At 68.8% G+C, this 24,921-nt stretch carries 22 protein-coding genes; 7 read left to right on the top strand and 15 right to left on the bottom strand.

Annotation, left to right across the window (positions count from 1 at the left end; translation table 11 throughout):
• Positions 1-11: 11 nt before the first annotated feature.
• The 7 genes from JOD67_RS17400 to JOD67_RS17430 all read right to left on the bottom strand — a co-directional run bounded on the left by JOD67_RS17400 (position 12) and on the right by JOD67_RS17430 (position 9,743).
• Positions 12-1,580 (bottom strand): DUF5722 domain-containing protein, encoded by a 1,569-nt coding sequence (locus tag JOD67_RS17400; protein ID WP_205118651.1) that lies wholly within the window; start codon positions 1,578-1,580, stop codon positions 12-14.
• A 274-nt stretch (positions 1,581-1,854) separates the two neighbouring features.
• Positions 1,855-3,642: a gamma-glutamyltransferase family protein gene (locus JOD67_RS17405; RefSeq protein WP_205118652.1), complete on the bottom strand. Its 1,788-nt coding sequence runs from the start codon at positions 3,640-3,642 to the stop codon at positions 1,855-1,857.
• Positions 3,639-4,637 carry an ABC transporter ATP-binding protein gene (locus tag JOD67_RS17410; protein WP_205118653.1) on the bottom strand — a complete coding sequence of 333 codons (999 nt, stop codon included), beginning with the start codon at positions 4,635-4,637 and terminating at the stop codon, positions 3,639-3,641. The genes JOD67_RS17405 and JOD67_RS17410 overlap by 4 nt, the downstream gene beginning before the upstream one ends.
• Positions 4,638-5,240: 603 nt before the next feature.
• Positions 5,241-6,218 (bottom strand): ABC transporter ATP-binding protein, encoded by a 978-nt coding sequence (locus JOD67_RS17415; RefSeq protein ID WP_205118654.1) that lies wholly within the window; start codon positions 6,216-6,218, stop codon positions 5,241-5,243.
• Entirely contained in the window at positions 6,215-7,099 is an 885-nt protein-coding gene (locus JOD67_RS17420; RefSeq protein ID WP_205118655.1) for an ABC transporter permease, read from the bottom strand. The genes JOD67_RS17415 and JOD67_RS17420 overlap by 4 nt, the downstream gene beginning before the upstream one ends.
• Complete coding sequence (locus JOD67_RS17425; RefSeq protein ID WP_205118656.1) at positions 7,096-8,052, bottom strand: ABC transporter permease; 957 nt, start codon at positions 8,050-8,052, stop codon at positions 7,096-7,098. Before JOD67_RS17425 ends, JOD67_RS17420 begins: the two co-directional genes overlap by 4 nt.
• Positions 8,053-8,063: 11 nt before the next feature.
• Positions 8,064-9,743, bottom strand: coding sequence for an ABC transporter substrate-binding protein (locus tag JOD67_RS17430; protein WP_205118657.1), 1,680 nt, complete (start codon positions 9,741-9,743; stop codon positions 8,064-8,066).
• A gap of 118 nt (positions 9,744-9,861) precedes the next feature.
• On the opposite strand from JOD67_RS17430, the gene JOD67_RS17435 reads away from it, so the two are divergent.
• Positions 9,862-10,755, top strand: coding sequence for a GNAT family N-acetyltransferase (locus JOD67_RS17435; protein ID WP_239553893.1), 894 nt, complete (start codon positions 9,862-9,864; stop codon positions 10,753-10,755).
• Between the two features lie 2 nt (positions 10,756-10,757).
• Positions 10,758-11,717, top strand: a complete 960-nt coding sequence (locus JOD67_RS17440; RefSeq protein ID WP_205118659.1) for a phosphotransferase — start codon at positions 10,758-10,760, stop codon at positions 11,715-11,717.
• Here the strand turns inward: JOD67_RS17440 and JOD67_RS17445 are convergent.
• The 3 genes from JOD67_RS17445 to JOD67_RS17455 are packed head-to-tail and all read right to left on the bottom strand — an operon-like array spanning position 11,695 to position 14,835.
• On the bottom strand, positions 11,695-12,663 hold the full coding sequence (locus JOD67_RS17445) for a TerC/Alx family metal homeostasis membrane protein (RefSeq protein ID WP_205118660.1): 969 nt from the start codon (positions 12,661-12,663) through the stop codon (positions 11,695-11,697). The two genes, JOD67_RS17440 and JOD67_RS17445, sit on opposite strands and share 23 nt — an antisense overlap.
• Positions 12,660-13,400 (bottom strand): HAD family hydrolase, encoded by a 741-nt coding sequence (locus JOD67_RS17450; RefSeq protein WP_239553894.1) that lies wholly within the window; start codon positions 13,398-13,400, stop codon positions 12,660-12,662. Before JOD67_RS17450 ends, JOD67_RS17445 begins: the two co-directional genes overlap by 4 nt.
• Before the next feature lies 1 nt (position 13,401).
• Positions 13,402-14,835 (bottom strand): MFS transporter, encoded by a 1,434-nt coding sequence (locus JOD67_RS17455; RefSeq protein ID WP_205118661.1) that lies wholly within the window; start codon positions 14,833-14,835, stop codon positions 13,402-13,404.
• An 82-nt stretch (positions 14,836-14,917) separates the two neighbouring features.
• On the opposite strand from JOD67_RS17455, the gene JOD67_RS17460 reads away from it, so the two are divergent.
• Positions 14,918-15,448, top strand: coding sequence for a TetR/AcrR family transcriptional regulator (locus JOD67_RS17460; protein ID WP_205118662.1), 531 nt, complete (start codon positions 14,918-14,920; stop codon positions 15,446-15,448).
• A gap of 80 nt (positions 15,449-15,528) precedes the next feature.
• On the opposite strand, the gene JOD67_RS17465 is transcribed toward JOD67_RS17460, so the two are convergent.
• Positions 15,529-16,440, bottom strand: coding sequence for an endonuclease/exonuclease/phosphatase family protein (locus JOD67_RS17465; RefSeq protein WP_205118663.1), 912 nt, complete (start codon positions 16,438-16,440; stop codon positions 15,529-15,531).
• A gap of 204 nt (positions 16,441-16,644) precedes the next feature.
• Between JOD67_RS17465 and JOD67_RS17470 the strand changes: the two genes are divergently transcribed.
• A complete protein-coding gene (locus tag JOD67_RS17470; RefSeq protein ID WP_205118664.1) occupies positions 16,645-17,103 on the top strand; it encodes an RICIN domain-containing protein in 459 nt (152 codons plus the stop codon).
• A gap of 24 nt (positions 17,104-17,127) precedes the next feature.
• Here JOD67_RS17470 and JOD67_RS17475 read toward each other — a convergent pair whose 3' ends face one another.
• Genes JOD67_RS17475 through JOD67_RS17490 form a run of 4 tightly spaced genes read right to left on the bottom strand, consistent with a single transcriptional unit; the run spans position 17,128 to position 20,859 of the window.
• Positions 17,128-17,715 carry a Fic/DOC family protein gene (locus JOD67_RS17475; RefSeq protein ID WP_205118665.1) on the bottom strand — a complete coding sequence of 196 codons (588 nt, stop codon included), beginning with the start codon at positions 17,713-17,715 and terminating at the stop codon, positions 17,128-17,130.
• Positions 17,712-18,029, bottom strand: coding sequence for an antitoxin VbhA family protein (locus JOD67_RS17480; RefSeq protein ID WP_205118666.1), 318 nt, complete (start codon positions 18,027-18,029; stop codon positions 17,712-17,714). The genes JOD67_RS17475 and JOD67_RS17480 overlap by 4 nt, the downstream gene beginning before the upstream one ends.
• 29 nt (positions 18,030-18,058) lie before the next feature.
• The gene (locus JOD67_RS17485; RefSeq protein WP_205118667.1) at positions 18,059-19,558 is read right to left on the bottom strand and encodes a CoA-acylating methylmalonate-semialdehyde dehydrogenase; all 1,500 of its coding nucleotides are present in this window, start codon (positions 19,556-19,558) and stop codon (positions 18,059-18,061) included.
• Positions 19,555-20,859: an aspartate aminotransferase family protein gene (locus JOD67_RS17490; protein WP_205118668.1), complete on the bottom strand. Its 1,305-nt coding sequence runs from the start codon at positions 20,857-20,859 to the stop codon at positions 19,555-19,557. The genes JOD67_RS17485 and JOD67_RS17490 overlap by 4 nt, the downstream gene beginning before the upstream one ends.
• 108 nt (positions 20,860-20,967) lie before the next feature.
• Between JOD67_RS17490 and JOD67_RS17495 the strand changes: the two genes are divergently transcribed.
• The 3 genes from JOD67_RS17495 to JOD67_RS17505 all read left to right on the top strand — a co-directional run bounded on the left by JOD67_RS17495 (position 20,968) and on the right by JOD67_RS17505 (position 24,896).
• On the top strand, positions 20,968-22,584 hold the full coding sequence (locus tag JOD67_RS17495; RefSeq protein ID WP_205118669.1) for a PucR family transcriptional regulator: 1,617 nt from the start codon (positions 20,968-20,970) through the stop codon (positions 22,582-22,584).
• A 91-nt stretch (positions 22,585-22,675) separates the two neighbouring features.
• Positions 22,676-23,131, top strand: coding sequence for a cupin domain-containing protein (locus JOD67_RS17500; RefSeq protein ID WP_205118670.1), 456 nt, complete (start codon positions 22,676-22,678; stop codon positions 23,129-23,131).
• 226 nt (positions 23,132-23,357) lie between these two features.
• The gene (locus tag JOD67_RS17505; protein WP_205118671.1) at positions 23,358-24,896 is read left to right on the top strand and encodes an NCS1 family nucleobase:cation symporter-1; all 1,539 of its coding nucleotides are present in this window, start codon (positions 23,358-23,360) and stop codon (positions 24,894-24,896) included.
• The last annotated feature ends 25 nt before the right edge of the window (positions 24,897-24,921 follow it).

Here is a 24,921-nt window from a genome sequence, read left to right on the forward strand (position 1 = left end):
CGTACTCGACCTCAGAGGGCGTAGCCAAGCAGTTGCTCGGTCCGCTGTCGCTCGCACGCCGGGTCGGACGACACGAAGTGGTCGCCGTTCCCCGGCACGTAGCAGCGGTACAACGGCCGGCGCCCGGCTGCCGGGGAGGTGTAGATGTGCCCGACCGGACCGAGCGCCCGCAGCCCCTCGCAGCCGGGTTCCTTCGTCAGTAGGTTGTGGCCGCCGACCTGGCACTCGAACAACGGAACAGTTCCGGAAGTTTCGTTCCGCAGCAGCCGCCAGGACCGCTCGGCCGCGAACCCCGGCGGCAGCAGCCGCGACGACGCCCAGTGCCCGCGGGAGGCGTTGTAGCCGCGCACGAGCTTGGTGTACGGCAGCTGCTCGAACCCGCACGACAGCTGTGCCGGGGTCAGGTCGTTCCGGTTCATCAGCGCCCAGGTCGTCCAACTGGGCTTGGCGGTTCCGTTGTCGTTGCGCAGTCCAAGCGCTAGTCCGCCCGCAACTTCCGCGGGATGATCGGACATTCGGTGGTAGACGTAGTTGCTTATTCCGGGAGTCCCGAGAACGTTCCGGAAACCGTCGCAGATCGCCGTCGCCTGTTTCGCCGGCGACGACGGCGCGAGGCTGTTCACGCCGCTCTCGGTGAGCTGGATGTCCCAGGCGGACGGGCGGCTCGGGTACTTCTGCCGCAGCCAGCCGGCGAGCACGCCGATGTTGCCGTACGTCACGTACGGATAGTCGTCCGCGCCGAACACGTTGCTGCGCAGGTCCTTCGCGTACGGATGGAACGCAACCCGCCATTGACGCGCGCCCGCCCGGGCCGCGATGCCCGAGATCACCGTCGTCCCGGCGAGCGTCGCCTCGTCGGCGGCGGGCCGTTCCAGCTCCGGACCGAACTGGTGGTCGAGTGAGATCAGGACCTTCGCGGTCGACTGCTCGGCGATGATCCGGTCGTACGCCGCGTTGTAGTTCGAGCCGAGCTCGTCCAACCACTGCGTGACGTTGCACGGCGTGCCCTGCCCGCAGCCGATGTCGAACCAGACATTCGTGTTGACCTCGTTGAGGATCACGAAGTCCGCGACGCGGCCGTGCCCGTGCTGGCCGTCGTACCGCTGCGCGAGCATGCCGGCGAACCGGCCGTAGTCGGCGGCGTCGTTGGGGCTGCAGAAGATCTCGAAGCCCGGCGCGACGGGGGAGCAGGGCTTGCCGGCACGTGCCCAGGCGGGGGTGCCGTAGACGACGCCGGTGACGACGAGGCCGAGGTCGGTCCAGGCCTTGATGTCGGCGTCGACGGTCGCGGGGATGGCGAAGCAGCGGCCGTCGTACTCCTGCTCGTTCGCCGCGCAGGGTGCCCGCTTGTCCGAGCCCTGCCACTCCGCCCAGAGCAGGTTCATCGCGATGCCACCGGTGTTGTTGCCGGCGATCTCGGCCTTGTTCGCCCAGAAGTCGGGCTGCAGCGCCTTGATCCGATAGTCGCTCCGCGTCGGGTACGGCAGCGCGGCCCCAGCGTTCGCCGTCGTCGGAGCGACGACCGTGCCCAGCATGAGTACCGCGGCGAGGACGAGTTTCCAACGTTGACCGCGCGTCATGCCTCGACGCTCGCAGAGCCTCCGGGCCACCGTCCACGCTCGCGACCGCCATCGGACGCTCCTGGCCGCTTGCTGCCGCTCCCGCCGTTTGAATGAAGGTGCCCTTCATTCCATAGCCCGGCCCATCCACCATGTCCCATCAAACTGTGGGGTTCTGGTCGCGACACGCCGGCGTGTCGCGACCAGAACCCCACACTTTCGCGAAGAGCGGAGGGTCCCCTCGCTCGAGGACGTTCGTAGGAAGGTGCCCTTCATCCCAACCGAAGCGGCAGGGTCAGCGGCCGGCTGCGTAGCCCTGCATGCCGCGGGGGTTGGCGCCGGCGGAGAGGATGCCGGTCTCCGGGTCGCGGGCTACGGCGCACAGACGGCCGAGCGACCAGGGGCCGCTGCGCCTCACCAAGTGGCCGCGCCGTTCCAACCGCGAGATCACCTCGTCGCCGAGGCGGTCCTCGACCACCAGGCTCCGCGGCTCCATCTGGCGGGGCCAGAACGAGGACGGGAAGCTGTTGGTGTGGAACGCCGGCGCGTCGATCGCCTCCTGCAACGAATGGTCGCCGGTCAGGTAGCGCAGCAGGAACAGCAGCTGCCACTGGTCCTGCTGGTCGCCGCCCGGCGTCCCGCACGCCAGTACCGCGTTGTCGCCCTGCATCACCAGCGTCGGCGACAACGTCGTCCGCGGACGGCGCCGCGGTGCCAGGGAGGACGGCAATCCCTCGTCCAGCCAGAACATCTGTGCCCGCGAGCCCAGCGGGAAGCCGAGCTCAGGGATCGTCGGCGAGCTCTGCAGCCACCCACCCGAAGGCGTCGCCGAGATCATGTTGCCCCACCGGTCCACGATGTCGACGTGGCACGTGTCACCGCGCGTCACACCGGACGACGAAACGGTCGGCTCGCCGGTTGTCCCGGCGAACTCCCACGCGGTGTGCAGGCGGCTCGCGTACGCCTGCGTCAACCGCGGGTTGCGCCCGTCCGGCGCCCCTGGCCGCAGGTCGCCCGCGGCCAAAGCGCCAACCAGGGCTGAACGTTGACGCGCGTACGCGTGCGACAGCATCGTGTCGATCGGCGTCGGCTCGCTGTCGCCGTACCAAGCCTCCCGGTCCGCCATCGCGAGCTTGAGCACCTCGGTGACGAAGTGGATCCCGCGTTCGGACGAGATGTCCAACGCCTCCGGCGCCCCGAGCGCGGCGAGAATCGCCAACGACTGCAGGAGAACGGGCCCCTGGCCCCATGGGCGCGTCTTCGCGATCGTGTAGCCGTTCCAGTCCAGCGTGAGCGGGCTCTCCCAGCTCGCCGACCAGGTCGCCAGGTCGTGCCCGGTGATCAGACCGGCGTGCTCGGAGCCGGACGAGTCCTGATGCGGCTTCCGCGAGAACTTGTCGATCGCCTCGGCGACGAAGCCGGCACGCCACGTACGACGCGCCCGTTCGATCTCCGCCTCGCGGTCACCGCCGCCGGACTCGGCCTCCGTGACCAACCGCTGCAACGTCGTCGCGTACGTGGGGTTGGCGAACACCGAGTTCGGCTGCGGCGGCTTGCCGTCCTTCAGCCACAGAGCGGCGGACGTCGGCCAGTGCTCGGTGAACAGAGCCTCCACCGATGCGACCGTGTCGGTGATGCGCGGCACGATCGGATGCCCCGCGACCGCGTACCCGATCGCCGGCTCGAGCACGTCCCGCAACCGCCACGACCCGTGGTCCCGCAGCAGCAACAACCACGCGTCGACCGCGCCGGGAACGGTGGCCGCCAGCGGTCCGGCGCCGGGAACGAGGTCGAGCCCGAGGTCGCGGTAGTGCGCGATCGTCGCGCCTTGTGGGGCTGGTCCTTGTCCGCACAGGACGCGCGGCGTCGTGTCGTAGTTGGTCGCGATGATCGCCGGCACCTCGCCACCGGGACCGTTCAGGTGCGGCTCGACGACGTGCAGGACGAACCCCGCGGCGACGGCGGCGTCGAACGCGTTGCCACCACGTTCCAGCACACCCATCGCGGACTGCGACGCAAGCCAGTGCGTCGACGACACCATCCCGAAGGTTCCCCGCAACGTCGGTCTGGTCGTGAAGCTCATCCCTCGTCCTCGGCTCTCGTCGGCACAGCACGCACGTCCGGTCCGCTGCCATCTTCCCCGACGAGATGACACGCCACGCGCCGCCCCGCGACCTCACGAAGCGGTGGTACGTCGGTCTTACACAGTGCGATCGCAACAGGACAGCGAGTATGGAAACGGCAGCCCGGCGGCGGTGCTACAGCCGACGGGATATCACCACCGAGCACCACCCGGGTACGGCCGCGTTGACGTTCCGGGTCGGGAACCGGTGCCGCAGACAGTAGCGCCTGTGTGTACGGATGCTTGGGTGCGGTGAAGATCTGGTCACGCGGGCCGTGCTCGACGAGCTGGCCGAGGTACATGACCGCGACCTCGTCGGCGAGGTACTCGACGGCGGACAGGTCGTGGGTGATGAACAGGCACGCGAAACCCAGGTCCCGTTGCAGATCGGCGAGCAGATTGAGCACCGACGCCTGAACGGAGACGTCGAGCGCGCTGGTCGGTTCGTCGGCGACGAGCAAGCTCGGCGAGGCCGCGAGGGCTCGTGCGATGCTGACGCGCTGGCGTTGTCCGCCGGACAGCTCGTGTGGGTAGCGATGGGCGAGCTCTTGGCGGAGACCGACTGTCTGTAGCGAGTCGGCCACTTTCCGTTCGCGGTCCATTTTGTCCTTGGCGAGCCCGAGGAGCCGGAGCGGCTCGCCGACGATGCTGCCGACGGTGAGCCGCGGGTCGAGTGAGGCGGCGGGGTCCTGGAACACGATCGCGACATCGCGCCGGTGCGGCCTCAGCGCGCGGCGTTTGAGCTTCGTGATGTCGTTGCCGTGCAGCTTGACGGTGCCGCTGGTCGGCTCGAGCAGCCGTACGACGCAGCGCCCGACAGTCGACTTGCCCGAGCCGCTCTCGCCGACCAGCGCGACGACCTGCCCGCGCCCGATCGACAACGTGATCCCGTCGACGGCACGTACCGGACCGAAGTGCATGACAAGATCCTCGAGCTCCAACACCTGCTCACTCATCCGGCCACCCCAGCGCGCACTTCCCTAACCAGGATGGGGCTTTCGGGGGTATTGCTACGTGCCAAAACCCCAGTTGGCTTAGGGGAGTGGCGAGGGTGTGGATGAGTGCGCCGCGATGCGGGATGGCCAGGTGGTGGTGGCGGTTTCGAATGAGGGCGTCCCTGTAGCGATCTCTTCGATAGAGGGACGCCCTCATTCGAAACGGCGGGCGCGATGCTGCGGTGCCGGCAGCGTGGGCGGCGTGGGCGGGCTGCGACTTTGCCCACGAGGAGGGCGTTGCGGGCGCTCGATCGTGGCTGGGAACGCCCCTTCCGTGGGCAAAGTCACGATGCGGGATGGCCAGCGGCATCCACAGCGTCCACAGGCCGGCGCACTTCCCTAACGGGGATGGGGTTATCGGGGACGTTGCCACGTGGCAAAACCCCAGTTGGCTTAGGGAGGTGGCGAGGATGTGGACATGTGCGCCGCGATGCGGGATGGCCAGCGGCATCCACAGTGTCCACAGGCCGGCGCACTTCCCTAACGGGGATGGGGTTTTGGGGGGTGCTGCCACGTGCCAAAACCCCAGTTGGGTTAGGGAAGTGGTGAGGGTGGGGGAGGGGGTCATGCGGGCACCTCGATGGCTGGGTGCCAGCAGGCGACTTCGTGGGAGGTGCGGGTGAGTTCCAAGCGGGGTTGGGAGGAGCGGCACAGGTCGTCGGCGGCCGGGCAGCGGTCGGCGAACGTACAAGCGTCCGGCTGACTGGCCAGCATCGGCACCAACCCGGGGATCTCGCGCAGCCGCCCGGACTCCTCGCGCCCGGCCGTGGGGATCGCCCCCAAGAGCGCGGTCGTGTAGTGGTGCCGCGGATGCTTGAACAGCTCGACCACCGGCGCACGCTCCACGACCCGACCCGCGTACATCACCACCACCCGGTCGGCGATGTCCGCCACCACCCCGAGGTCGTGCGTGATCAGCAGCACAGCGGTCCCGAGCCGCGAACGCAGCTCCCGAATAACGTCCAGAACGCCAGCCTGCACGGTCACGTCCAAAGCCGTGGTGGGCTCGTCGGCCACCAACAGCTTCGGGTCGCACGCGACGGCCATCGCGATCATCACCCGCTGCCGCATGCCGCCCGACAGCTGGTGCGGGTACTCGTCCACCCGCCGCTCCGGCGACGGAATCCCCACCAGCGTCAAGAGCTCGACAGCCCGAGCGCGAGCAGCCCTCCGCCCGAGGCCGAAGTGCGCCCGCAGCACCTCGCCGATCTGCCGGCCCACGGTGAGGACGGGGTTGAGCGAGGTCATCGGCTCCTGGAAGACGTACGCGATGTCCTTCCCGCGCACAGGCCGCAGCGCGGCATCGCTGGCCCCGACGAGTTCCACGCCCGACAACATCACCGACCCGTCGACGGCAGCCGTCTCCGGCAGCAGCCCCGCGAGACTCATCGCGGTCACCGACTTGCCGCAGCCCGATTCCCCCACCAGGGCGACGATCTCGCCCTCCGCCACGTCCAATGACACCTGGTCTACAGCTGAGACCGCGCCGTCCTCGGTCCGGAATCGCACCGACAGGTCGCGAACGGTCAACACCGCGTTCATCGGCGGCTCGACTTCGGGTCGAGGGCGTCGCGCAGCCCGTCACCGAACAGGTTGAAAGCCAACGCCACCAGCATGATCGCCAAGCCAGGGATCACCGCGGTCCACGGCGCCCGCGCCGCGTCCTGCTGCGCGTCCGCCAGCATCGTGCCCAGGGAAGGCTGCGGCGGTCGGATGCCGAGCCCGAGGAACGACAGCACCGCCTCGCCGAGAATCGCGACGGGGATGGCGATCGTCGCCTGCACGATGATCGCCGACATCGCGTTCGGCAGGATGTGCCGCACCAGCACCCATGCGTCGCTCGCCGACGAGACGATCGCCGCCGCCACGAAGTCGAGCGCCTTCAGCCGCAGCGTCTCCGACCGCACGATGCGGATCATGCCCGGGATCTGCGCGATGCCGATCGCGAGCGCCGCGTTCGTCAGGCTCGGCCCGCGGATCGCGGCGAGCCCGACCGCGAGGATGAGGAACGGAAACGCGAGCACGAGGTCGGTCACCCGCGAGATCAGCGCGTCCAGCAGCGGCGAGTAGCCGGCCGCGAGCCCGAGCGGTACGCCAATCGCCAGCGCGACGAGAACGGCCAGAACGCTTGCCTGCAAGGAAGATTGCAGCCCGAACAGGATCCGCGAGAACACGTCCCGGCCGAGGTTGTCGGTGCCGAGGATGTACTCCGCCGAGCCGGGAGGCGCGAAGACGAGGTCGAAGTGCGTCTGGTCGGGTTCGTGCGACGTCAACAGGGGAGCGAAGACAGCCGCCAGCGTCGCGATCGCCAGCACCACGAAGCCCGCGACCGCGAGCGGGTTGCGGACGAGACGCCGCAGCACGCGCCGGCCCCGCAGCGGGCGGGTGGCGGTCGGCTCGACCACGACGACGGAGTCCGTCACGCCTCACGCCCCCTCACCCGGATGCGCGGATCGATCACGGAGTACAGCAGATCGACGAGCAGGTTGATCACGATGTACGCGGTCGCGGTGACGAGCACGACCGCCTGGATCACCGGATAGTCGCGCTGGAACACCGAGTCGATGGTGAGTTTTCCGAACCCGGGAAGGCCGAAGATCCGCTCGGTGACCACCGCGCCGGAGATGAGCGCGCCGAGCTGGAGACCGACGATCGTCACGACCACGATGAGGCTGTTGCGCAGCGCGTGCCGCAGGATCACCGCGGACGTCGACAGCCCTTTCGCCCGCGCCGTACGGATGTAGTCCGCGGACAACGCCTCCAGCATCGACGACCGCGTCTGCCGCATCACCACCGCGGCGAGCCCGGTGCCGATCACCAACGAGGGCAGCACGAGGTGGTGCAGGTTCGCGATCGGGTTCTCGAAGAACGGTACGTACCCACTGGCGGGGAACAGCCGGACCGCGACCGCGAGGTAGAGGATCGCCATCAGCCCGAGCCAGAAGTTCGGAATCGACAAGCTGGTCAGGGCAAGCGCGTTCGCGATCCACTCGGTGAGCTTGCCCCGCCGTACGGCCGCCGCGACACCGGTCGCGACGCCGAGCAGCACCGCGACGAGCAACGAGAGCAGCGACAGCTCCAGCGTCACGGGCAGCGCGGTGGCGAGCAGCTCGGTGACCGGCGTGTCCGTACGGATCGACGTCCCGAGGTCCCCGCGGACGCTGTTCGAGACGAACTTCCAGTACTGCAAGAGCAACGGCTCGTCCAGCCCGTACCTCTCGCGGATCGCGGCGAGCGACGCCGGGTCGCGTTCCTCGCCGGCCAGCGCGAGCGCCGGATCGCCCGGCAGCGCACGGATGCCGAGGAACACCACCATCGTCGCCAGGATCAGGGTGACCAGCGACTGCCAGAGCCGGTGCAGCAGGTACGACCGCACGTGTCGCCGGCCTACTTACGGTGTCCGGCGAACGCCACGCGCAGGATGCCGTCGGAGTAGACGCGCACGCCGCTGAGCTGCTTCGAGACACCAGTCAGGTTGCGCTGCCGGTACAGGTAGATCAGCGGCTCCTGCTCCTGGATCTTCGCGGTGATCTCGCCGTAGAGTCCCTTGCGGGCTTCGACATCCTGCTCCTGACGCGCGTTGGTGAGCAGCTCGTCCAGCGCCGGGTCGGAGAAGCCGGCCACGTTCTGGCTCGCGTCCGTACCGACGAAGTTCGTGATGTTCGCGTCCGGGTCGATGCGCCCCGACCACCCGAGCTGGAGCAGCTCGAAGTCACCGCGGTCCTGCTGGTCGAGCAGCGAGGAGAACTCGACCGGCTGGATCTGGATCTCGAAGCCGCCCTCCTTCACCATCGCCTGCAGGGCTTGGGCGATCCGCAGGCTGTCGGGGTTGTTCGACGTGATCATCTCGATCTTGTACGGCACCGTCGCGCCGGCTTCCTGCAGCAGCTGCTTCGCCTTCTCGACGTCGCGGTCCGGGCACTTCTGTGCGGCGTCGCTGCTGAACGGGCTGGCCGGCGAGATCGGCGAGCAGGCCTTGTCGTACAGGCCGCCGAAGACCGTCTTGACGAGCCCGTCGCGGTCGACGGCGAGGTCGAAGGCCTGGCGGACCTTGACGTCCTTCGCGTGCGGCTTGTCGATCGGCTTGGCTGGTTGGCCGATGCCGTCGACGTTGCCGATGTTGAACGTGACGCCCTGGTAGCCCAGGCTCTCGGACTCGAGCACCTCCAGCGAGTCCTCGCCGCTCAGCGCCGGCGCGTCCTGCGTGGACAGCGAGTCGGCGACCTGCACGTCACCGGAACGCAGGTTCGCCGCGCGGATGCTCGCGTCGGTGATGATCCGGTAGACGATGCTGTCGAAGTAGACCTTGCCCGCGTCGTAGTAGTTCGAGTCCTTGGCGAGCTCGATGGAGTTCTGCGGCACGCGCTTCACGAGCTTGAACGGGCCGACGCAGACCGGCGCGGTGGAGAACTTGTCGCCGAGTTTGTCCAACTGGGCTGGGCTCATCACCATGCCGGCCCGGTCGGTGAGGGCGGCGAGCAGCGGTGCGAACGGCGTCTCCAGGTGGATCACGACGGTCTCGGCGTCAGGGGTGTCGATCGTGGTGATCGGGCCGAGTTCGCTCTTGCGCGCCGAGGTCTCGAGCGTGAGGTTGCGCTGCAAGGACTTCTTGACAGCGGCGGCGTCGAACGCCGTGCCGTCGCCGAACTTGACGCCCGTCCGTACCTTGATCGTCACGGTCTTACCGTCCGCGCTGGCCTCCGGGAGCGCGGCCGCCAGCTGCGGGACGATCTCGGAGTTCTCGTCGAGGTCGTAGAGCTTCTCGCACATCGCGGAGAAGACGTACCGCGAGTACAGGGACCGGGCCTGCGTCGGGTCGAGCAGGTCGGGCTCGGCCGAGAGCGCGATGTCGAGGCGGCCCCCGGGCTTGATCGCGTTCGGGTCCGCCGCGGTGCCGGTCTTGTTCGTCCGTTCGCCGTCGGTCGCGGTGGCGCCGGGCGAGGCGGTGCCGTCCGACCCACCGCCGGTGTTCTCCTGTCCCACCGGGGAGCAGGCGATCAGGCCCACTAGGAGTCCGGTGGTGGCGAGACCGGCGACGGCGAGACGGCCGTGAGTTCGAGGCAGCATGAGGTGGACCTCCCAGACCGAAGGTTGGGACATTCTGGTCTCTGCACGTACGGCTCTGACAAGTGGTTCGGTCCGACAAAATCCGTAACGAGGGTGTTACGCCCACTACAGTGCGGGAATGGACGCCTCGATCAGGGCCTACGCCGCTGGCGATCAGGCTGCGGTGGCTGAGATTTGTGTTGCTGCGTTGGATATTGAGGGTCCTGGAGACGCGGCGATATTCTTGGCCGTTCTCGGACGTCGTTCCGGGACATGGCACGTGGCGGTCGTCGACGAGGTCGTGGTGGGTGTGGCGATCGGGTCGACCTCGACCGCGCCGGCCGGATTGATCGGACATGTCGAGCTGCTTGCCGTTGCGCCGTCGTTCCAGGGGAACGGGATCGGGCGCTTGTTGCTGCGCTCGTTGGAGAACGCGCACCGCGATGCGGGATGCGTCCAGGTGCGGGTGCAGGGCAACCCGCCTTCGTACGCCTGGCCCGGCATCGACACGCGTTACACGGTGGCGATCTGCCTCGTCGAACGGGAAGGGTACGAACGGTTCAACGACGCGCGCGACATGGACGTGCCGCTGTCGCCGGCCGTCGTGGACACGGCCGCGGACGAAGCGAGGCTGGCGGCCGCCGGAATCGTCGTCCGCCGGCTGGAGGCCTCCGATGAGCCGTCGATTCGTCCGTGGCTGGATACGTGGGGCGGCAGCTGGCGCGGGGAAGTCCTGCTGACGTTGGAGTCTGCGCCCGTCGGCTGCCACGTGGCGTTGACGTCGGAGGGGGAGTGGCTCGGCTTCGCGGCGCACGGTGTGAACCACCCGCGGATCTTCGGCCCGATGGGCACCGCGGAGGCGTCCCGCCGGCACGGCATCGGCGCGGTTCTGCTGAAGCGCTGCCTGGCCGACCAGCTCGCCGCCGGTCTGCCAGTGTCCGAGATCGGCTGGGTCGGCCCGCACCGCTTCTACGCTCGCGCGCTCGGCGCGCGGTTCAGCCGGATCTTCTGGCTGTACCGGAAAGCGCTTTAGGCATGGAGCTCGCCAGGGACACCGAACGGGCGATCCTCGGCGTCGAGACGGCCGCTCAGGTGCGCTCGTGGGTCGCTCGCCACGTTCGCGACCACGTCGGCGGGACCGTGGAGTCGGTGCTGTTCAGCGGCGGCGACATCGGCGCGGTCTTCGGGCTGCGGCTCTCCGACGGTCGTGAGGTCGTGCTCAAGGCACTACGACCCGGTGCGAACGCGCGGCGGCTGCGGGCGGTCGTCCGTGCGCAGAACGCGCTCGCCTCCTCGGGCTACGGCTGTGCGCGCGTCCTCGACGGGCCGTCGTCGACCGACGGCGTGTTCGCGATCGTCGAGGAACGACTGACCTGTACGCCGACCGGGAGCCCGCACGAGCCGGCAGTACGCGGCGCGATGGCGGCCGCGCTCGCCGCTCAGATCAACGCCCTGCGCGGGATGGACGGCGCGGACCTCGTTCAAGGCGGGCCGGCCTGGTCGGACTGGAGCGTCGGCGCCTGGCCGGTGCCGCACGACCCGATCTTCGACTTCACCGTGCCGGTGCCCGGCTACGAGTGGGTGGACGAGCTCGCCGACGCTTCGGCCGCTGTCCTCCGCGCCGCCGAAGGCCCCGCCGTGGTGGGCCACAGCGACTGGGTGTGGCAGAACGTCTGCGTCCGCGACGGCACGTTCGTCGCCGCCTACGACTGGGACAGCCTGGTCTACCTGCCCGAGCCGGCGGTGGTCGGTCAGTGCGCGGGCGCGTTCAGCCAGGGCAGCCCGGTGCGTCCGGACGCGCCGACCGCGGCGCAGGTCGCGGCCTTCCTGGACGACTACGAACGCGTCCGCCCGTTCACGCCGCCCGAGCGGCGCGTCGCCGAGGCGGCGGCCACCTGGGTGCGGTGCTACTCCGCCCGGTGCCAGCTCGACAATCTGCAGCGGCGCGGGATGGAGCCGCCCGCGGGGTCGTTCATCGAGGCTCTTTCGACGTGACGCGAGCGCCGACCAGGCTGGCGCCGGTCGTCACGAGGAGCGTCACGACGATGAATCCGAGCGAGAACGCGATCCCGATGTGCGGGAGATGGACGCCGAGGATCGACGACACGTGGTTGCCCTCGAGCGCCTCGATGATCAGCTTCACGCCGATGAACGCGAGGATCACCGCGAGCCCGTACGACAGGTACATCAGCCGGTCGAGCAGCCCGCCGACGAGGAAGTACAGCTGCCGCAGCCCCATCAGCGCGAACGCGTTCGCCGTGAACACGATGAACGTGTCCTGGGTCAGCCCGAAGATCGCCGGGATCGAGTCGAGCGCGAACACGACGTTCGCGACGCCGATCGCCAACACCACCACGACCATCGGCGTCAGCATCCACCGGCCGTCGACGCGCGTCGTGAGCCTCGAACCGTCGTAGTCGTTGCTGGTCGGAAGGATCCGCCGCATCAGCTTGACGACAGCGCTGTCGTGGAAGTCCGACTCCTCGTCCTTGTTCCGCACGAGGTTGATCGCGGTGTAGATCAGCAGCGCGCCGAAGATGTAGAAGACGAAGTCGAACGCACCGATCGCCGCCGCGCCCGCCCAGATGCACAGCGCGCGGAAGACGAGCGAGAGCGTGATGCCGATCAGCAGGATCTTGTGCTGATGCTCCACGGGCACGGCGAACCGGGCGAGCAGGATCACGAACACGAAGAGGTTGTCGACCGAGAGGCTGTACTCGGTCACGTACCCGGCGACGAACGACTCCGCGGGAGCGCTGCCGGCGAAGTACCAGATGCTGGCGGCGAACACCATCGCGAATGCGACGTACGCCAGCACCCACAGCGACGCCGCCTTGAGCGAGACCGCGCGTGGGCGGCGGCCGACGACCGCGAGGTCGAGGATGATGATCGCGAGCAGTCCGCCGATCGTCGCGAACCACACCCAGTCGGGGACGTTCATCGGCGCCACCCGTCGACGATGGGCAGCAGGTCCGCCAGCCGTTCGATCACCGCGTCCGGCTCACCGTCGGTGTGCCCGCGTTGGGTGTCCGGGATCGCGCTGTGCGGGACGTGGACGGCGCGCATGCCGGCCTCGTGGGCTCCGTGGATGTCGTCGAAGAGCCGGTCGCCGACGTACACGCAGCGGCCCGGGTCGGACATCCCGACGGCCTTCATCGCGAGCTGGAAGGCCTCCGGGTGCGGCTTGGTGTGATCGATCTCACTCGTGTAGACCGCCGCGTCGATCAGGTGGAGCACGCCGTCGCGGCGGAAGTAGTGCTCGTGGTCGTCTCTTGGCCAGACGGTGTTGGACAGGACGCCGACGGCGATGCCGCGCTCGCGGAGCGCGGTGAGCAGCGGGATCACGTCCGGGTCGGTCCAGGTGTGCGGCTCCCACCACTTCCGGAACGCCTCGACGCCGCGCAGGTGCTGCTCGCCGCTCGGCTCCAGGCCAGCCGTCCGGACGATGCTCTCGAAGTTGGTGCTGCGGTGGTCGTCCCGCGCCTTCTTCCACGCGGCGTCCTCGGCCGCGCCGAGCGCGGCGAAGACCTCCGGCCCGTGTGCGGGGTCGTAGGCCGACGCGTACGCCTGCCACGACCCCGACGGGTCGATCGTGTGCCACGGGGTGAGCGTGCCGCCCCAGTCGAAGATCACCGCGTCCACCGTCATGCCGTCCATCTTGCCAAGTGCTTGCGACAACTCAGTGAGGCTGTCCGACCAGCTCCGGCGTCGCGTCTGTCTTGGTCGGTCCGGGTTGCGGGTGGCTGCTGCGGTGCAGCAGGGCGACGAGCGCGCCGAGTCCGGTGACGGCCGCGCCGGCGAGGACCGCGGGGAACGTTCCGTCGAGGAACGCCTGCGGCGAGTCGAACGCACCGTTCGCGGCGAACACCGTGCCCAGCACGGCCACCCCGAACACCGCGCCGACCTCGCGGATCGCGTTGTTGACGCCCGACGCCTGGCCGGCCCGCTCCGGTCGTACCGAGGCGAGGACCGCGCTCGCGGACGGGGCGAACACCAGCGCCATGCCGACGCCGGCCAGGACGAACGGGCCGATCAGCTCGGTCCAGGACATGCCCAGCTCGGAGACGAACGCGATCCAGGTCAGCGCGATCGCCTGCAGCGCGAGCCCGCCGGCCATGAACAGCCGTGGCCCGTACCGCTCCGCCAACGGACCCGCGAACGGGGCGACGGCCAGCGTGGCGCCGGTCCAGACGAGCATCCGCAGGCCGGTGTCGAGCGCGTCGTAGCCGAACAGGAACTGCAGCTGCTGGCTCAGCAGGAAGATCGAGCCGAACGTGCCGAACATCATGAAGAAGCCGACGAGGTTGGTGACGACGAAGCCTCTGTTCTGGAAGAGGTTCAGCGGGACCATGGGGCTCAGGGTGCGGCGTTCCCACCAGACGAAGAGGGCGAGCAGCACGACGCCGGCGCCGATCGAGCCGACGATCAGCGGGCTGGTCCAGCCCTCGGCTTCGCCTCGGATGAGGCCGAACACGACGCCGAGCAGACCCAGGCCGACGAACGCGAAGCCGGGCAGGTCGAGCGGCGCCTTCTCCCCGTAGCTCTCCTTGATCTGCCGGACGACGGCGGGGATGAGGATGAGGCCGATCGGGACGTTGATCCAGAACATCCAGTGCCAGCTGGCGATCTCGATCACCGCGCCGCCGACGAGCGGACCCATCGCGACCGCGACGCCGGAGATCGCGGACCAGATGCCGAGCGCGATGCCTCTTTTCTCCTTCGGGACGCCCGCGGCCAGCAGGGTCAGGGTGAGCGGGGCGATGACCGCGCCGCCGACGCCCTGCAGCATGCGCGCGGCGACCAGCAGATCGACGTTCGGGGCGAGCGCCGCGGCGGCACTGGCCGCGGTGAACAGCGCCAGGCCGGCGATGAAGGTCTTCTTGCGGCCGAACCGGTCGCCCAGGCTGGCGGCCGGGATCAGCGCGACGGCGAACGCGAGCGTGTACGCGTTCACAGTCCACTCGAGCGACTCGAGGCTGGCGCCGAGGTCCGCGCGGATCGTCGACAGGCCCACGGTGACGATCAGGTTGTCGAGCGTGACCATGAACAGCGCGACGGAGACGGTGACGACGGTGAGCCAGCGCATCCGGCTGGGCGGGGACTCGGTGGACATTGCTAGGCCCTCCCTGGGCGATGGTTGTTAGTGACCGCTCACTTGCTTGAGAATTTAGTGTTCACTCACTAACCTGTCAACCATGAGCGCGTCCACTCGACAGTCGTCCGACTCCCGCCGCACGGCGCTGATCGCCGCGGCCCTGCCCGCGTTCGCCTCGGCGGGTTTGCACGGGACCGCGGTGAGCGCGGTGACGGACGCGGTGGGGATCACGCAGCCGTACGCGTTCAGCCTGTTCGGGACGAAGAAGGGGCTGTTCCTCGCGGCGGTCGAGTTCTGCTTCGACAAGGTCGCGTCGATGTTCCGCGCCGCGGCCCTGGCGGCACCTCCGGACGGCCGGATGCAGGCGATGGCCCGGGCGTACGACGAGCTGCTGCAGGACCGAACGGTGCTGCAGTTCCAGCTGCAGTGCTACGCCTCGGCGGGGGACCCCGAGGTGCGCGAGGTGGTCGGTCGGCGGATGGCGGAGCTGTTCGACCTGTTCCAGGAGGTCGGCGGGATGCCGCTGGAGGAGGCTCGGCTGTTCCTCGCGAAGGGCATGCTCTGCAACCTCTCGGTGATGCTCGACCTGCCCCAACTGCTGCCGCACGACTTCGACGACGACTGCGACTGACCCGGCCGCCGAATGGAATGAGGGCGTCCCTCTATCGAATAGATCGATAGAGGGACGCCCTCATCCGAAACGGTTGGGAGTTACGGGAGGCGGACCAGGGCTTGGACCGGCCAGTGGTCGGATGGCGTCTGGCCGTTCGTGCTCGAGACGTTGATCGCTGCCTTCAGGACGGTCACCTCGGGCGGCGTGAGGACCCAGTCGATCCGCGCGCCGTTGGGCGTCGGCGTGGGGTTCCAGGAGTTGAACGTCCCGTACGCCGGGGTCACCCGCTGCTTGGCGACGTTCCACGTGTCCTTCAAAGGCCCGTTCGTCACCAGCGTGTCGTACGACACCGTCGACTCAGCAGCAGTGTTGAAGTCGCCCGTCACGATCGTCGGCACATCGAAGGACAGCACCGTGTCCCGCACGACCACAGCCGACTTCTGGCGCGCCACCTCGACCTGGTGGTCGAAGTGCGTGTTCAGGTGCACGAACGTCTTCCCGGTCCGCAGATCCAGGAACCGCACCCACGTGATCATGCGCGTAACGGTGTTGCCCCACGTCTTCGAGCCCATGACCATCGGTGTGTCCGACAGCCAGAAGTGGTCGTACGCCATCACCTCGAGGCGGTGCGAGTCGAAGTAGATCGTCATCGCCTCGCCGCGGCTGCCGCCCTCGCGGTGCAGGTGGATCCAGTCGTAGTGCGCCGGCAGGTCCTGGCGGATCTGCTTGTCCTGATGGAAGAGCCCCTCCTGCGTACCCAGGATCGTCGGCCGCTCGTCGCGGAGCAGCTTGGCGATCAACGGCCGGCGCTCCGGCCACGAGCGCGGCGACGGGTCGTTGTCGTAGCGGATGTTGAACGCCATCACGTGCAGCTGGTCGCCGCGCGCCGGGCCGATGAGCACCGGTCCCGCTGCCGCGGCGGGGGCCGCGGTGGCACCAGCCACGACCGGGGTCGCGGCGAGGGCGAGGCCGGCGGTGAGCAGGCTGCGGCGTTTCAGATCGTCGGACACAGTTCTCCCTCGTCGTGTTCGTCGGTCAACTGCCCACCCTAGAAGGACGAACGCCTCGCACAGGTGGCGCGAAGGTGACCAGTCGCGGTCGAGTTCGCTGCGGATCCGCCCAGCTGGGATGCCATCGGCGCGCCAGCTGCCTGCCAGCGGGCGGCGACAGACTGAGGGCAGCTAGCGCCTCACCCGATCGGAGAGGAGCAACCCATGCGCAAACTCTGGATCGTCCTGCTCGCTGTCTTTCTCGGCAGCTCGGTGCTCGCGGGAACGGCGAATGCCGATGCCATCAACACGTTCAAGAACCAGACCACGTCCCGCTGCATCGAGGACTCGTCCGCCGGCTTCCGTACCTGGACCTGCAACGGCAGCAACGCGCAACGATGGAACGTCCACGTCTGGGGCGACGGCACCCGGCAGCTCAAGAACGTCGCCACCGGGCGCTGCATCGACGACAGCGGCGCCGGGTTCCGTACCTGGACCTGCTGGGCCGGCTCCGACGGGCGGTCGGCGAACCAGAGCTGGTACGTCAAGAGGTGGGGAGACGGCACGCTGCAGTTCGAGAACCAGGTGACCGGACGTTGCATGGACGACAGCTCCGCCGGCTTCCGCACCTGGACCTGCTGGCCCGGCTCCGACCCGCGATCGGCCAACCAGAGCTGGTACTGACAACGTGGCAAGGGCAGAACCTGACTAAGTTCTCTGCGGGAAGTCCCGGACGAGGTTGTCCAGCAACGAGCGCAGAGGGCGGCTGTCACCGCGTAGCGATGCGACCGAAGCCTCGGAGTTGCGGGCAGGGCTGAGGGTTGACCAGTCGATCGGCCAGCTGGCGTGCCGTGACAGTTGGCTGAAGAATGCCCGCTGCGTGCGGCCGTTTCCTTCCCTGAACGGATGAATCGCGTTGACCTCGGCGAAGTAGAAGGTCAGGCGATCAACGAAGGCGTCGCGATCCAGGTCGCGCAGGTGGTCTTCCTTGGCGAGAGCATCGAAGACCTGCGCGGAGTACGACTCGATGTGCTGCGGCAGGCAGAACGTGTCGGTCTTCGCGATGGACACGGTTCGGAGCTCGCCGGCCCACGGGTAGAGGTCGCCGAAGATCTCGCGGTGGAAGGCGCGAAGATGATCCAGGTCATAGCCGCCCCGAAGCTCACTTGTCGCGAGATCAGCAATCGCGGCCTTGCTGAGGTCAGCCTCGACCGACGCGAGCACCTCGGGCGAGCTGATGCCGAGCAGGTTGACGAGCGTTCCGGTCGCCGGGTCGGTGTAGGGATCGATGGTCACCGGATGCCGTGCAGCTCCCGGATCTGGGCACGCATCGTGGCGGTCCCGATCTCACCTCTCGCCCAGCGGTCCATGATCGCGTCGGCGGCGGGGCTCGCGGCCTGACCTTCGGCGCGCAGGGAGGCGGCAGCTTCCTCAACGGCCTGTGACCGTTCGGCAACGAGCTCGTCGAAAACCTCGACCGGCACCACGACCGCCTCGGTCTTGCGGTGTGATCCCACGCCGACGGGACGGCGGTCGCCGTGGCGGAAGCGGTCGAGCACGCTCGGCAGCTGTTCGCGGGCCTCGCGAACCGACAGGGTTTCGATGCGCATACCCAAAAGTGTACCCGAATGTGTACACGTTAGGTGTTCTGCGGGAAGCCCAAGCTCACGCCGCCGTGGGAGGGGTCGGGCCAGCGGCTGGTGACGACTTTGGTGCGGGTGTAGAAGTGGATGCCGTGCGGGCCGTAGGCGTGGGTGTCGCCGAAGAGGGAGTCCTTCCAGCCGCCGAACGAGTACGACGCGACCGGCACCGGGATCGGCACGTTCACGCCGACCATGCCGACCTCGATCTCGTTCTGGAACTGCCGCGCCGCCCCTCCGTCCGAGGTGAAGATCGCGGTCCCGTTGCCGTACGGATTGCCGTTCACCAACGCAACGGCCGAGGAGTACGACGACGCACGCACCACCGAGAGCACCGGGCCGAAGATCTCGTCCGTATAAGCAGACATCGACGGCAAAACAGCATCGAGCAGCGACGGCCCGAGCCAGAAGCCGCCAGGCGCGCCGTCCACCGGGTGCGCACGGCCGTCGACCGCCAGAGACGCCCCCGACGACACGCCAGCGTCGAGGTACGAGGCCACCCGGTCGCGGTGGGCCGCCGTCACCAGCGGCCCCATCTCGCAGCCCGCACGCCGCCCGTCGCCCACCTTCAGCGACGCCATCCGCGACCGGATCTTGTCCACCAACGCATCGCCGACCGGGTCGACCGCGACGACGACCGAGATCGCCATACACCGTTCACCGGCCGACCCGAACCCCGCCGACACCGCCGCATCGGCTGCCAGTTCGAGATCGGCGTCCGGCAGCACCACCATGTGGTTCTTCGCGCCGCCGAGCGCCTGCACTCGCTTCCCGTGCCGCGTCCCGGTCTCGTACACATACCGGGCGATCGGTGTCGACCCCACGAACGACACCGCCTTCACCTCCGGATGCGACAGGACCCGGTCCACCGCCACCTTGTCGCCGTGTACGACGTTCAGCACGCCGTCGGGCAAGCCCGCTTCGGCGAACAGGGACGCGATGAACAGCGACGCGGACGGGTCTTTCTCCGACGGTTTCAGCACCACGGTGTTGCCGCACGCGATCGCGTTCGGCACGAACCACAGCGGCACCATCGCCGGAAAGTTGAACGGTGAGATCACTCCCACCACGCCGACGGGCTGCTCGATCGAGTACACGTCGACCTTCGTCGACGCGTTCTCGCTGTAGCCACCCTTCAGCAACGCAGGGATCCCACACGCGAACTCGACGTTCTCCAACGCCCGTTGGACTTCGCCGGCGGCGTCCGACAGCACCTTGCCGTGCTCCGCGGTCACGATCGCCGCCAGGTCGCCGGCGCGCGAGCGCAGCAGTTCGCGGAACGCGAACATGATCGACGACCGGCGCGCCAGCGACACGTTTCGCCAGTCAGCAAAGGCAGAACGGGCAGCGGCCACCGCCTCGTCAACCTCGGCTTGCGTCGCGAAATCGACCAGCCCGGTCACGGCACCCGTCGCCGGGTCGAACACCTCGCCTGTACGCGACGCAGCCGGACCGTCCCAGGACTTTCCGCCGATCCAGTGCGTGATCCGCGAGGTCATCGCGACAGCTCCTCATGGGCCGCAGCGATCGATTCGCGCAGGGTGCCGAGCGCCTCGTCTGTCTCCTCCTCGGTGAGCGTCATCGGCGGCGCGAGCCGCAGCACGTTCCCGTACAGCCCGCCCTTCCCGATCAACAGCCCACGTTGCTTCGTCGCCTCGAGCACCAGGGACGCCGCGCGAGCCGAAGCCTCGCGCGTACCGGGCTGGACGAGCTCGACGCCGATCATCAGCCCCTTGCCGCGCACCTCGCCGACGACCGAGTACTGGTCCGCCACAGAGCGCAGTCCGTCGAACAACACCGAACCCAGCTTGGCCGCCTGAGCCTGCAGGTCGTGGTCGCGGATGAAGTCGAGCACGGCCAGTGCTCCGGACGACGCGATCGGGTTGCCGCCGAACGTCGAGATGGAGTTCGCCGTGAACGCGTCGACCAGCTCCGGCTTCCCGACGAGCCCGCCGATCGCGAGCCCGTTCCCCAACCCCTTGGCGAACGTCATCGCGTCCGGGACCACGTCGTGCGCCTGAATGCCCCAGTAGTGCTCGCCCGTGCGACCCCAACCGGTCTGCACCTCGTCGGAGATGAACAAGACCCCGTACTCGTCCAGCACGGTCTTCATCGCGCCGAAGAAGCCGTCCGGCGGCGTGGCGAACCCGCCGACACCCTGGATCGGCTCGGCGATCATGCACGCGACCTCGCCGGCCGTCGTGGTCTCGATGATGTTGCGCAGATCGTCAACGCAGGCGGCGATGTAGTCGGCGTCCGACAGCGAACGGAACGGCGACCGGTAGCGGTAGCCGCCGTGCACGTACGACACCTTCACCGGCGACAGCGACGACGCCGACCAGCTCCGGTTGCCGGTGATGCCGACGGTCGCGAACGCCCTTCCGTGGTAGGAGTTCCGCAGCGCCAGCACCTCGTTCGAACGCCGCAGCTGCGTCGCCATCATCAGCGCGGCCTCGTTCGCCTCGGTGCCGGAGTTCGTCAGGAAGACCTTGGCGTTCGGGATCCCGGACAGCGACGCGATGCGCTCGGCCAGCTCGACCTGCTTGCGGATCAGGTAGAGCGTCGAGGTGTGCATGACGCCAGTCGACAGCTGCGAGCGGATCGCGTCGGCGACCTCCGCGACGTCGTACCCGAGCGCGTTGGTGAGGATGCCGGCGAAGAAGTCGAGGTACGTACGACCATCGCCGTCCGTCACGCGCCGGCCGGACGCCGAGACGATCTCGATCGGCGCGTCGTAGTAGAGGGCGACCCAGTTCGGGAGGACGGCTCGATGGCGGGCCAGCAGCTCCTCGTGCGACATCAAGACCTCCGCAGGCGTCGGCGACGCCTCTGAGTCTGGTCTGATAGCGGTCCATTCGGCCATGAACAACCTGTACCCGTTTCGTCGACCTGGGCTTACGTTGTGCACATGTACCCGACCGTGGCCGAGGTCCTCGCCCTCCCCGTGCTGCGCCGCGCCCGGCCGCGACTGGTGGCCGGTCAGGCCGGCCTCGAACACCGGGTCCGCTGGGTGCACTCCGCCGAGGTCGCGGACATCGCCCATCTGCTGCGCGGCGGCGAGCTGGTCCTCACCACCGGCATCGCGCTGCCCGAGGACGAGCAGGGCCTCGCGACGTACGTGCGCGAGCTCGCCGGCGTCGGTGCCTCCGGCCTGGTGATCGAGCTGGTCCGGCGGTGGAACGAGGACGTCCCGACCGCCCTCCGCGACGCCGCTGACCTGCACGGACTGCCGCTGGTGGTGCTCGCGAACGAGACCCGCTTCGTCGCCGTGACCGAGGCGGTCGTCGGCCTGATCATGGACGCCCAGGTCGCGGAGCTCCGGGCCGCCGAGCTCGTGCACGAGACGTTCACCGCACTCACCGTGGCGGGCGCGGAGCCGGCCGAGGTGCTGCGCGAGGTGGCCCGTACGTCCGGACTCCCGGTCGTACTCGAGACGCTTGCCCACGACGTACTCGCCTACGACGCGGCGGGGGAGGAGCCGGCGGAGCTGCTGGCCGACTGGGCGACCCGTTCGGCGCGCGTCTCGGTCTCTGATCGGACCGGGTACGACGAGAAGGCCGGCTGGCTGGTGACCGTGGTCGGAGCGCGCGGCGCGGACTGGGGACGGCTCGTCCTGCTCTCGCCTGACCCGCCCACGCACCGGCAGGTCGTGGTCGCAGAGCGCGCCGCCTCCGCGCTGGCCGTACACCGGCTGGTTGCGCGCGACCGGGAGAGCCTGGAACGGCAGACCCACCGGTCGCTGCTCACCGAGCTGCTCGGTTCGGACCCGGTGCCGCCCGACGTGTCCGCGCGCTCGGCAGCGCTGGGCGTCCGCCTGGACGGGCGGCAGCTGGTCGGCATCGCCGTACGGCATCGCGCGCTGACCTCGTCCGCGCCGGCGCTCGCGACCCAGGAGGTGCTGCGGGACCTCGCGGAGGCGACAGCGAGCGCAGCGCGGAGGGTGCAGCTCGCGGCGCTCGTCGGCGTCGTGGACGACACGAGCGTGCGAGCGTTGGTCTCGCTGGCGCCGCAGCAGGACGTCGACGCGGCGCTGAAGCGGCTTGCCCGCGAGGTGCACCACGTGGCCGCTGCGGCGCCCTCGTCGGTGCCGGTCGTGGTGGCGGCGGGCACGACCGTACGCGGCGTGGGCGCGGCTCGCCGTTCGCTCGCCGAGGCCGCGCACGTGGTGTCGGCCGCGCTGCGGTCGCCGGGGACGCGGCTGATCCACCGGCTCGACGACGTGCGCCTGCGCGGGCTGCTCCACCTGCTGCGCGAGGACGAACGGGTCAGCGCGTTCGCCGACCGCGAGCTCGGGCCGCTGCTCGAGCGGGACGCGGGCCAGGGCAGCCGGCTGGTCGAGCTGCTGCGGCACCTGTGCGAGCACGGCGGCAACAAGTCCGCCGCCGCGGCGACCGCGCACCTGTCGCGGACGGCGTACTACCAGCAGCTCGGCCGGATCGAGCAGGTCCTGGGCGTCTCACTGGACGACCCCGAGTCCGTGCTGTCGCTGTACGTGGCGTTGCTCATACGGGAGTCCGTGAGCTGATCCCTTGTGGGAAGATCGCCAGTGGTCGGGGGCCGGTTCGTACCGGGGGCACGCCGTGACCTAGTCGACTAGACCACCGGAGTGTCCCCACATGAAGCTTCGCAAGATTCTCGTCGTGCTCGCCGCAGCCCCCGCGCTCGTCGGCGTCCCGGCCGCCGTCTCCGCCACGCCCGGCAGCGGCGTGACCGGCGTGATCCTCGCCCAGGGCGAGTCCGACGAAGGCATCGTGATCCGCGGCCGCGGCACCACCGACGTCGTCGTCCGCGAGATCACCATCCAGCCTGGCGGTTCGACCGGTTGGCACTACCACGACGGTCAGCTGATCGCGGTCGTCAAGCAGGGCACGTTGACCCGGACCATGGACGACTGCTCGACTGAGGTCACGCCCGCCGGCGAGTCGTTCGTCGAGCCGCGCGGCCGGAACCACGTCCACATCGGCCGCAACCTCGGCACCGAGCCGGTGATCCTGATGGTGACGTACGTGTTGCCGGACGGTAAGCCGCTTTCGCAAGACGCGCCCAAGCCGCCTAATTGCACTAGTTCTTGATTGCCGCAGCCCCGGCTCGCTCAGTTTCGCCGCACGCCACCGCCTGTTGGCAGCATCATGATGATCAGTTGGGGCTTCTTCGACGAGCCGGACTGCGGATAGCCTCGTCCTCACTCGCCTGGACAGGGTGTCCAGGCGAGGGGACAACAGTGGACACATCGCCACTGTCCGACCGAGCGGAGCACTCCGAGGATTCAGCGAGACAACGGACCCGGGCGGGTGAAAGATGACACGTACCGAATTACCCGAGGACGAAACCCAGATCGTCCATCCGGACGGTCGGGTGGAGCTGAACGCGCCTGAGCTGATCGCCGGCACCAAGTACGCGAACGGCGAGCTCGTCCCGACGCCGGTCAACGAGCGGCGCTGGACGACGTACAACTACACCGCGCTGTGGATGGGCATGGCCCACAACATCCCCAGCTACCTACTCGCCTCCGGGCTGGTCGCACTCGGGATGAACTGGCTGCAGGCGTTCCTCACGATCACCCTGGCGAACATCATCGTGCTCGTCCCGATGCTGCTGAACAGCCACGCGGGCACCAAGTACGGCATCCCGTTCCCCGTCTTCGCCCGCGCGTTCTACGGCGTCCGCGGCGCCAACCTGCCCGCGCTGCTGCGCGCGTTCATCGCGTGCGGCTGGTTCGGCATCCAGACCTGGATCGGCGGCCAGGCGATCCACGCGATCGTCGGCAAGCTCGCCGGCGCCGGGTGGCTCGAGGCCAGCCCGCTCGCCGGGCATCCGTGGACGCTATGGCTGAGCTTCGGGTTCTTCTGGCTCGTCCAGGTGATCCTCATCATGCGCGGCATCGATGGACTGCGCCGGTTCGAGAACTGGGCCGCGCCGCTGGTGACGGTCGCGTTCCTCGCGCTGATGATCTGGATCGTCATCCAGGCAGGCGGATTCGGCCCGATCTTCTCCGAGGAGTCCAAGCTCGGCTGGGGTCCCGGCTTCTGGACGATCTTCGCTCCGTCGCTGATGGGCATGATCGCGTTCTGGGCCACGCTGTCGCTGAACATGCCCGACTTCACCCGCTTCTCCCAGGGGCAGAAGCAGCAGGTACGCGGGCAGATCCTCGGCCTGCCGACCACGATGTCGTTCATCGCGCTGGTCTCGATCATCACCACGTCCGGCACGATCGTCGTGTACGGCGAGGCGATCTGGGACCCGGTTCTGCTGGCGACACGCTTCGAGAACCCGGTCGTCGTCATCGTCGGCCTGATCATGGCGATCCTCGCGACGATGTCATGCAACGTCGCGGCGAACGTGGTGAGCCCGTCGTACGACTTCTCCAACGCCTTGCCACGTTGGCTGAACTTCCGTACCGCCGGTCTCGTCACCGCGATCATCGGCGTGATCATCCAGCCCTGGCGGCTGATCACCGACCCGAACGTCTACATCTTCGCCTGGCTTGGGTTCTACGGCGGCGTGCTCGCCTCGATCGCCGGCGTGCTGATCGCCGGCTACTGGTTCGTGAACCGGACGCAGATCTCGCTCATCGACCTGTACAAGGTCGGCGGTCGGTACTGGTACGCGGGCGGCTGGAACTGGCGTGCGGTCGTCGCGACGCTGGTCGGCGCAGTGCTGGCGGTCGGCGGCGCGTACGGCGGCCCGTTCCCCGCTGGCGGCCTGATCGGGTTCCTCAAGCCGCTGTACGACTACAGCTGGGCGATCGGCCTGGTGGCAGGCTTCCTCATCTATCTCGCGCTGACGTACGCGGCACCCGTTCGGCGGGCCGCTGTCGCACCGGCAAGCGTGGGTTGACACAGAGAACACAACGAGGGCACAA

Origin of the sequence: Tenggerimyces flavus (assembly GCF_016907715.1) — a bacterium.
Classification (GTDB): Bacteria; Actinomycetota; Actinomycetes; order Propionibacteriales; family Actinopolymorphaceae; genus Tenggerimyces; species Tenggerimyces flavus.

Excerpts from the sequence above, each read along its gene's own strand:
- JOD67_RS17495 (WP_205118669.1), top strand. The coding sequence starts at position 20,968 with ATGTACCCGACCGTGGCCGAGGTCCTCGCCCTCCCCGTGCTGCGCCGC.
- JOD67_RS17405 (WP_205118652.1), bottom strand. The coding sequence starts at position 3,642 with ATGAGCTTCACGACCAGACCGACGTTGCGGGGAACCTTCGGGATGGTG.
- JOD67_RS17490 (WP_205118668.1), bottom strand. The coding sequence starts at position 20,859 with ATGTCGCACGAGGAGCTGCTGGCCCGCCATCGAGCCGTCCTCCCGAAC.
- JOD67_RS17485 (WP_205118667.1), bottom strand. The coding sequence starts at position 19,558 with ATGACCTCGCGGATCACGCACTGGATCGGCGGAAAGTCCTGGGACGGT.
- JOD67_RS17470 (WP_205118664.1), top strand. The coding sequence starts at position 16,645 with ATGCGCAAACTCTGGATCGTCCTGCTCGCTGTCTTTCTCGGCAGCTCG.
- JOD67_RS17440 (WP_205118659.1), top strand. The coding sequence starts at position 10,758 with ATGGAGCTCGCCAGGGACACCGAACGGGCGATCCTCGGCGTCGAGACG.
- JOD67_RS17455 (WP_205118661.1), bottom strand. The coding sequence starts at position 14,835 with ATGTCCACCGAGTCCCCGCCCAGCCGGATGCGCTGGCTCACCGTCGTC.
- JOD67_RS17460 (WP_205118662.1), top strand. The coding sequence starts at position 14,918 with ATGAGCGCGTCCACTCGACAGTCGTCCGACTCCCGCCGCACGGCGCTG.
- JOD67_RS17435 (WP_239553893.1), top strand. The coding sequence starts at position 9,862 with ATGGACGCCTCGATCAGGGCCTACGCCGCTGGCGATCAGGCTGCGGTG.
- JOD67_RS17480 (WP_205118666.1), bottom strand. The coding sequence starts at position 18,029 with ATGCGCATCGAAACCCTGTCGGTTCGCGAGGCCCGCGAACAGCTGCCG.
- JOD67_RS17410 (WP_205118653.1), bottom strand. The coding sequence starts at position 4,637 with ATGAGTGAGCAGGTGTTGGAGCTCGAGGATCTTGTCATGCACTTCGGT.
- JOD67_RS17430 (WP_205118657.1), bottom strand. The coding sequence starts at position 9,743 with ATGCTGCCTCGAACTCACGGCCGTCTCGCCGTCGCCGGTCTCGCCACC.
- JOD67_RS17400 (WP_205118651.1), bottom strand. The coding sequence starts at position 1,580 with ATGACGCGCGGTCAACGTTGGAAACTCGTCCTCGCCGCGGTACTCATG.
- JOD67_RS17505 (WP_205118671.1), top strand. The coding sequence starts at position 23,358 with ATGACACGTACCGAATTACCCGAGGACGAAACCCAGATCGTCCATCCG.
- JOD67_RS17415 (WP_205118654.1), bottom strand. The coding sequence starts at position 6,218 with ATGAACGCGGTGTTGACCGTTCGCGACCTGTCGGTGCGATTCCGGACC.
- JOD67_RS17445 (WP_205118660.1), bottom strand. The coding sequence starts at position 12,663 with ATGAACGTCCCCGACTGGGTGTGGTTCGCGACGATCGGCGGACTGCTC.
- JOD67_RS17500 (WP_205118670.1), top strand. The coding sequence starts at position 22,676 with ATGAAGCTTCGCAAGATTCTCGTCGTGCTCGCCGCAGCCCCCGCGCTC.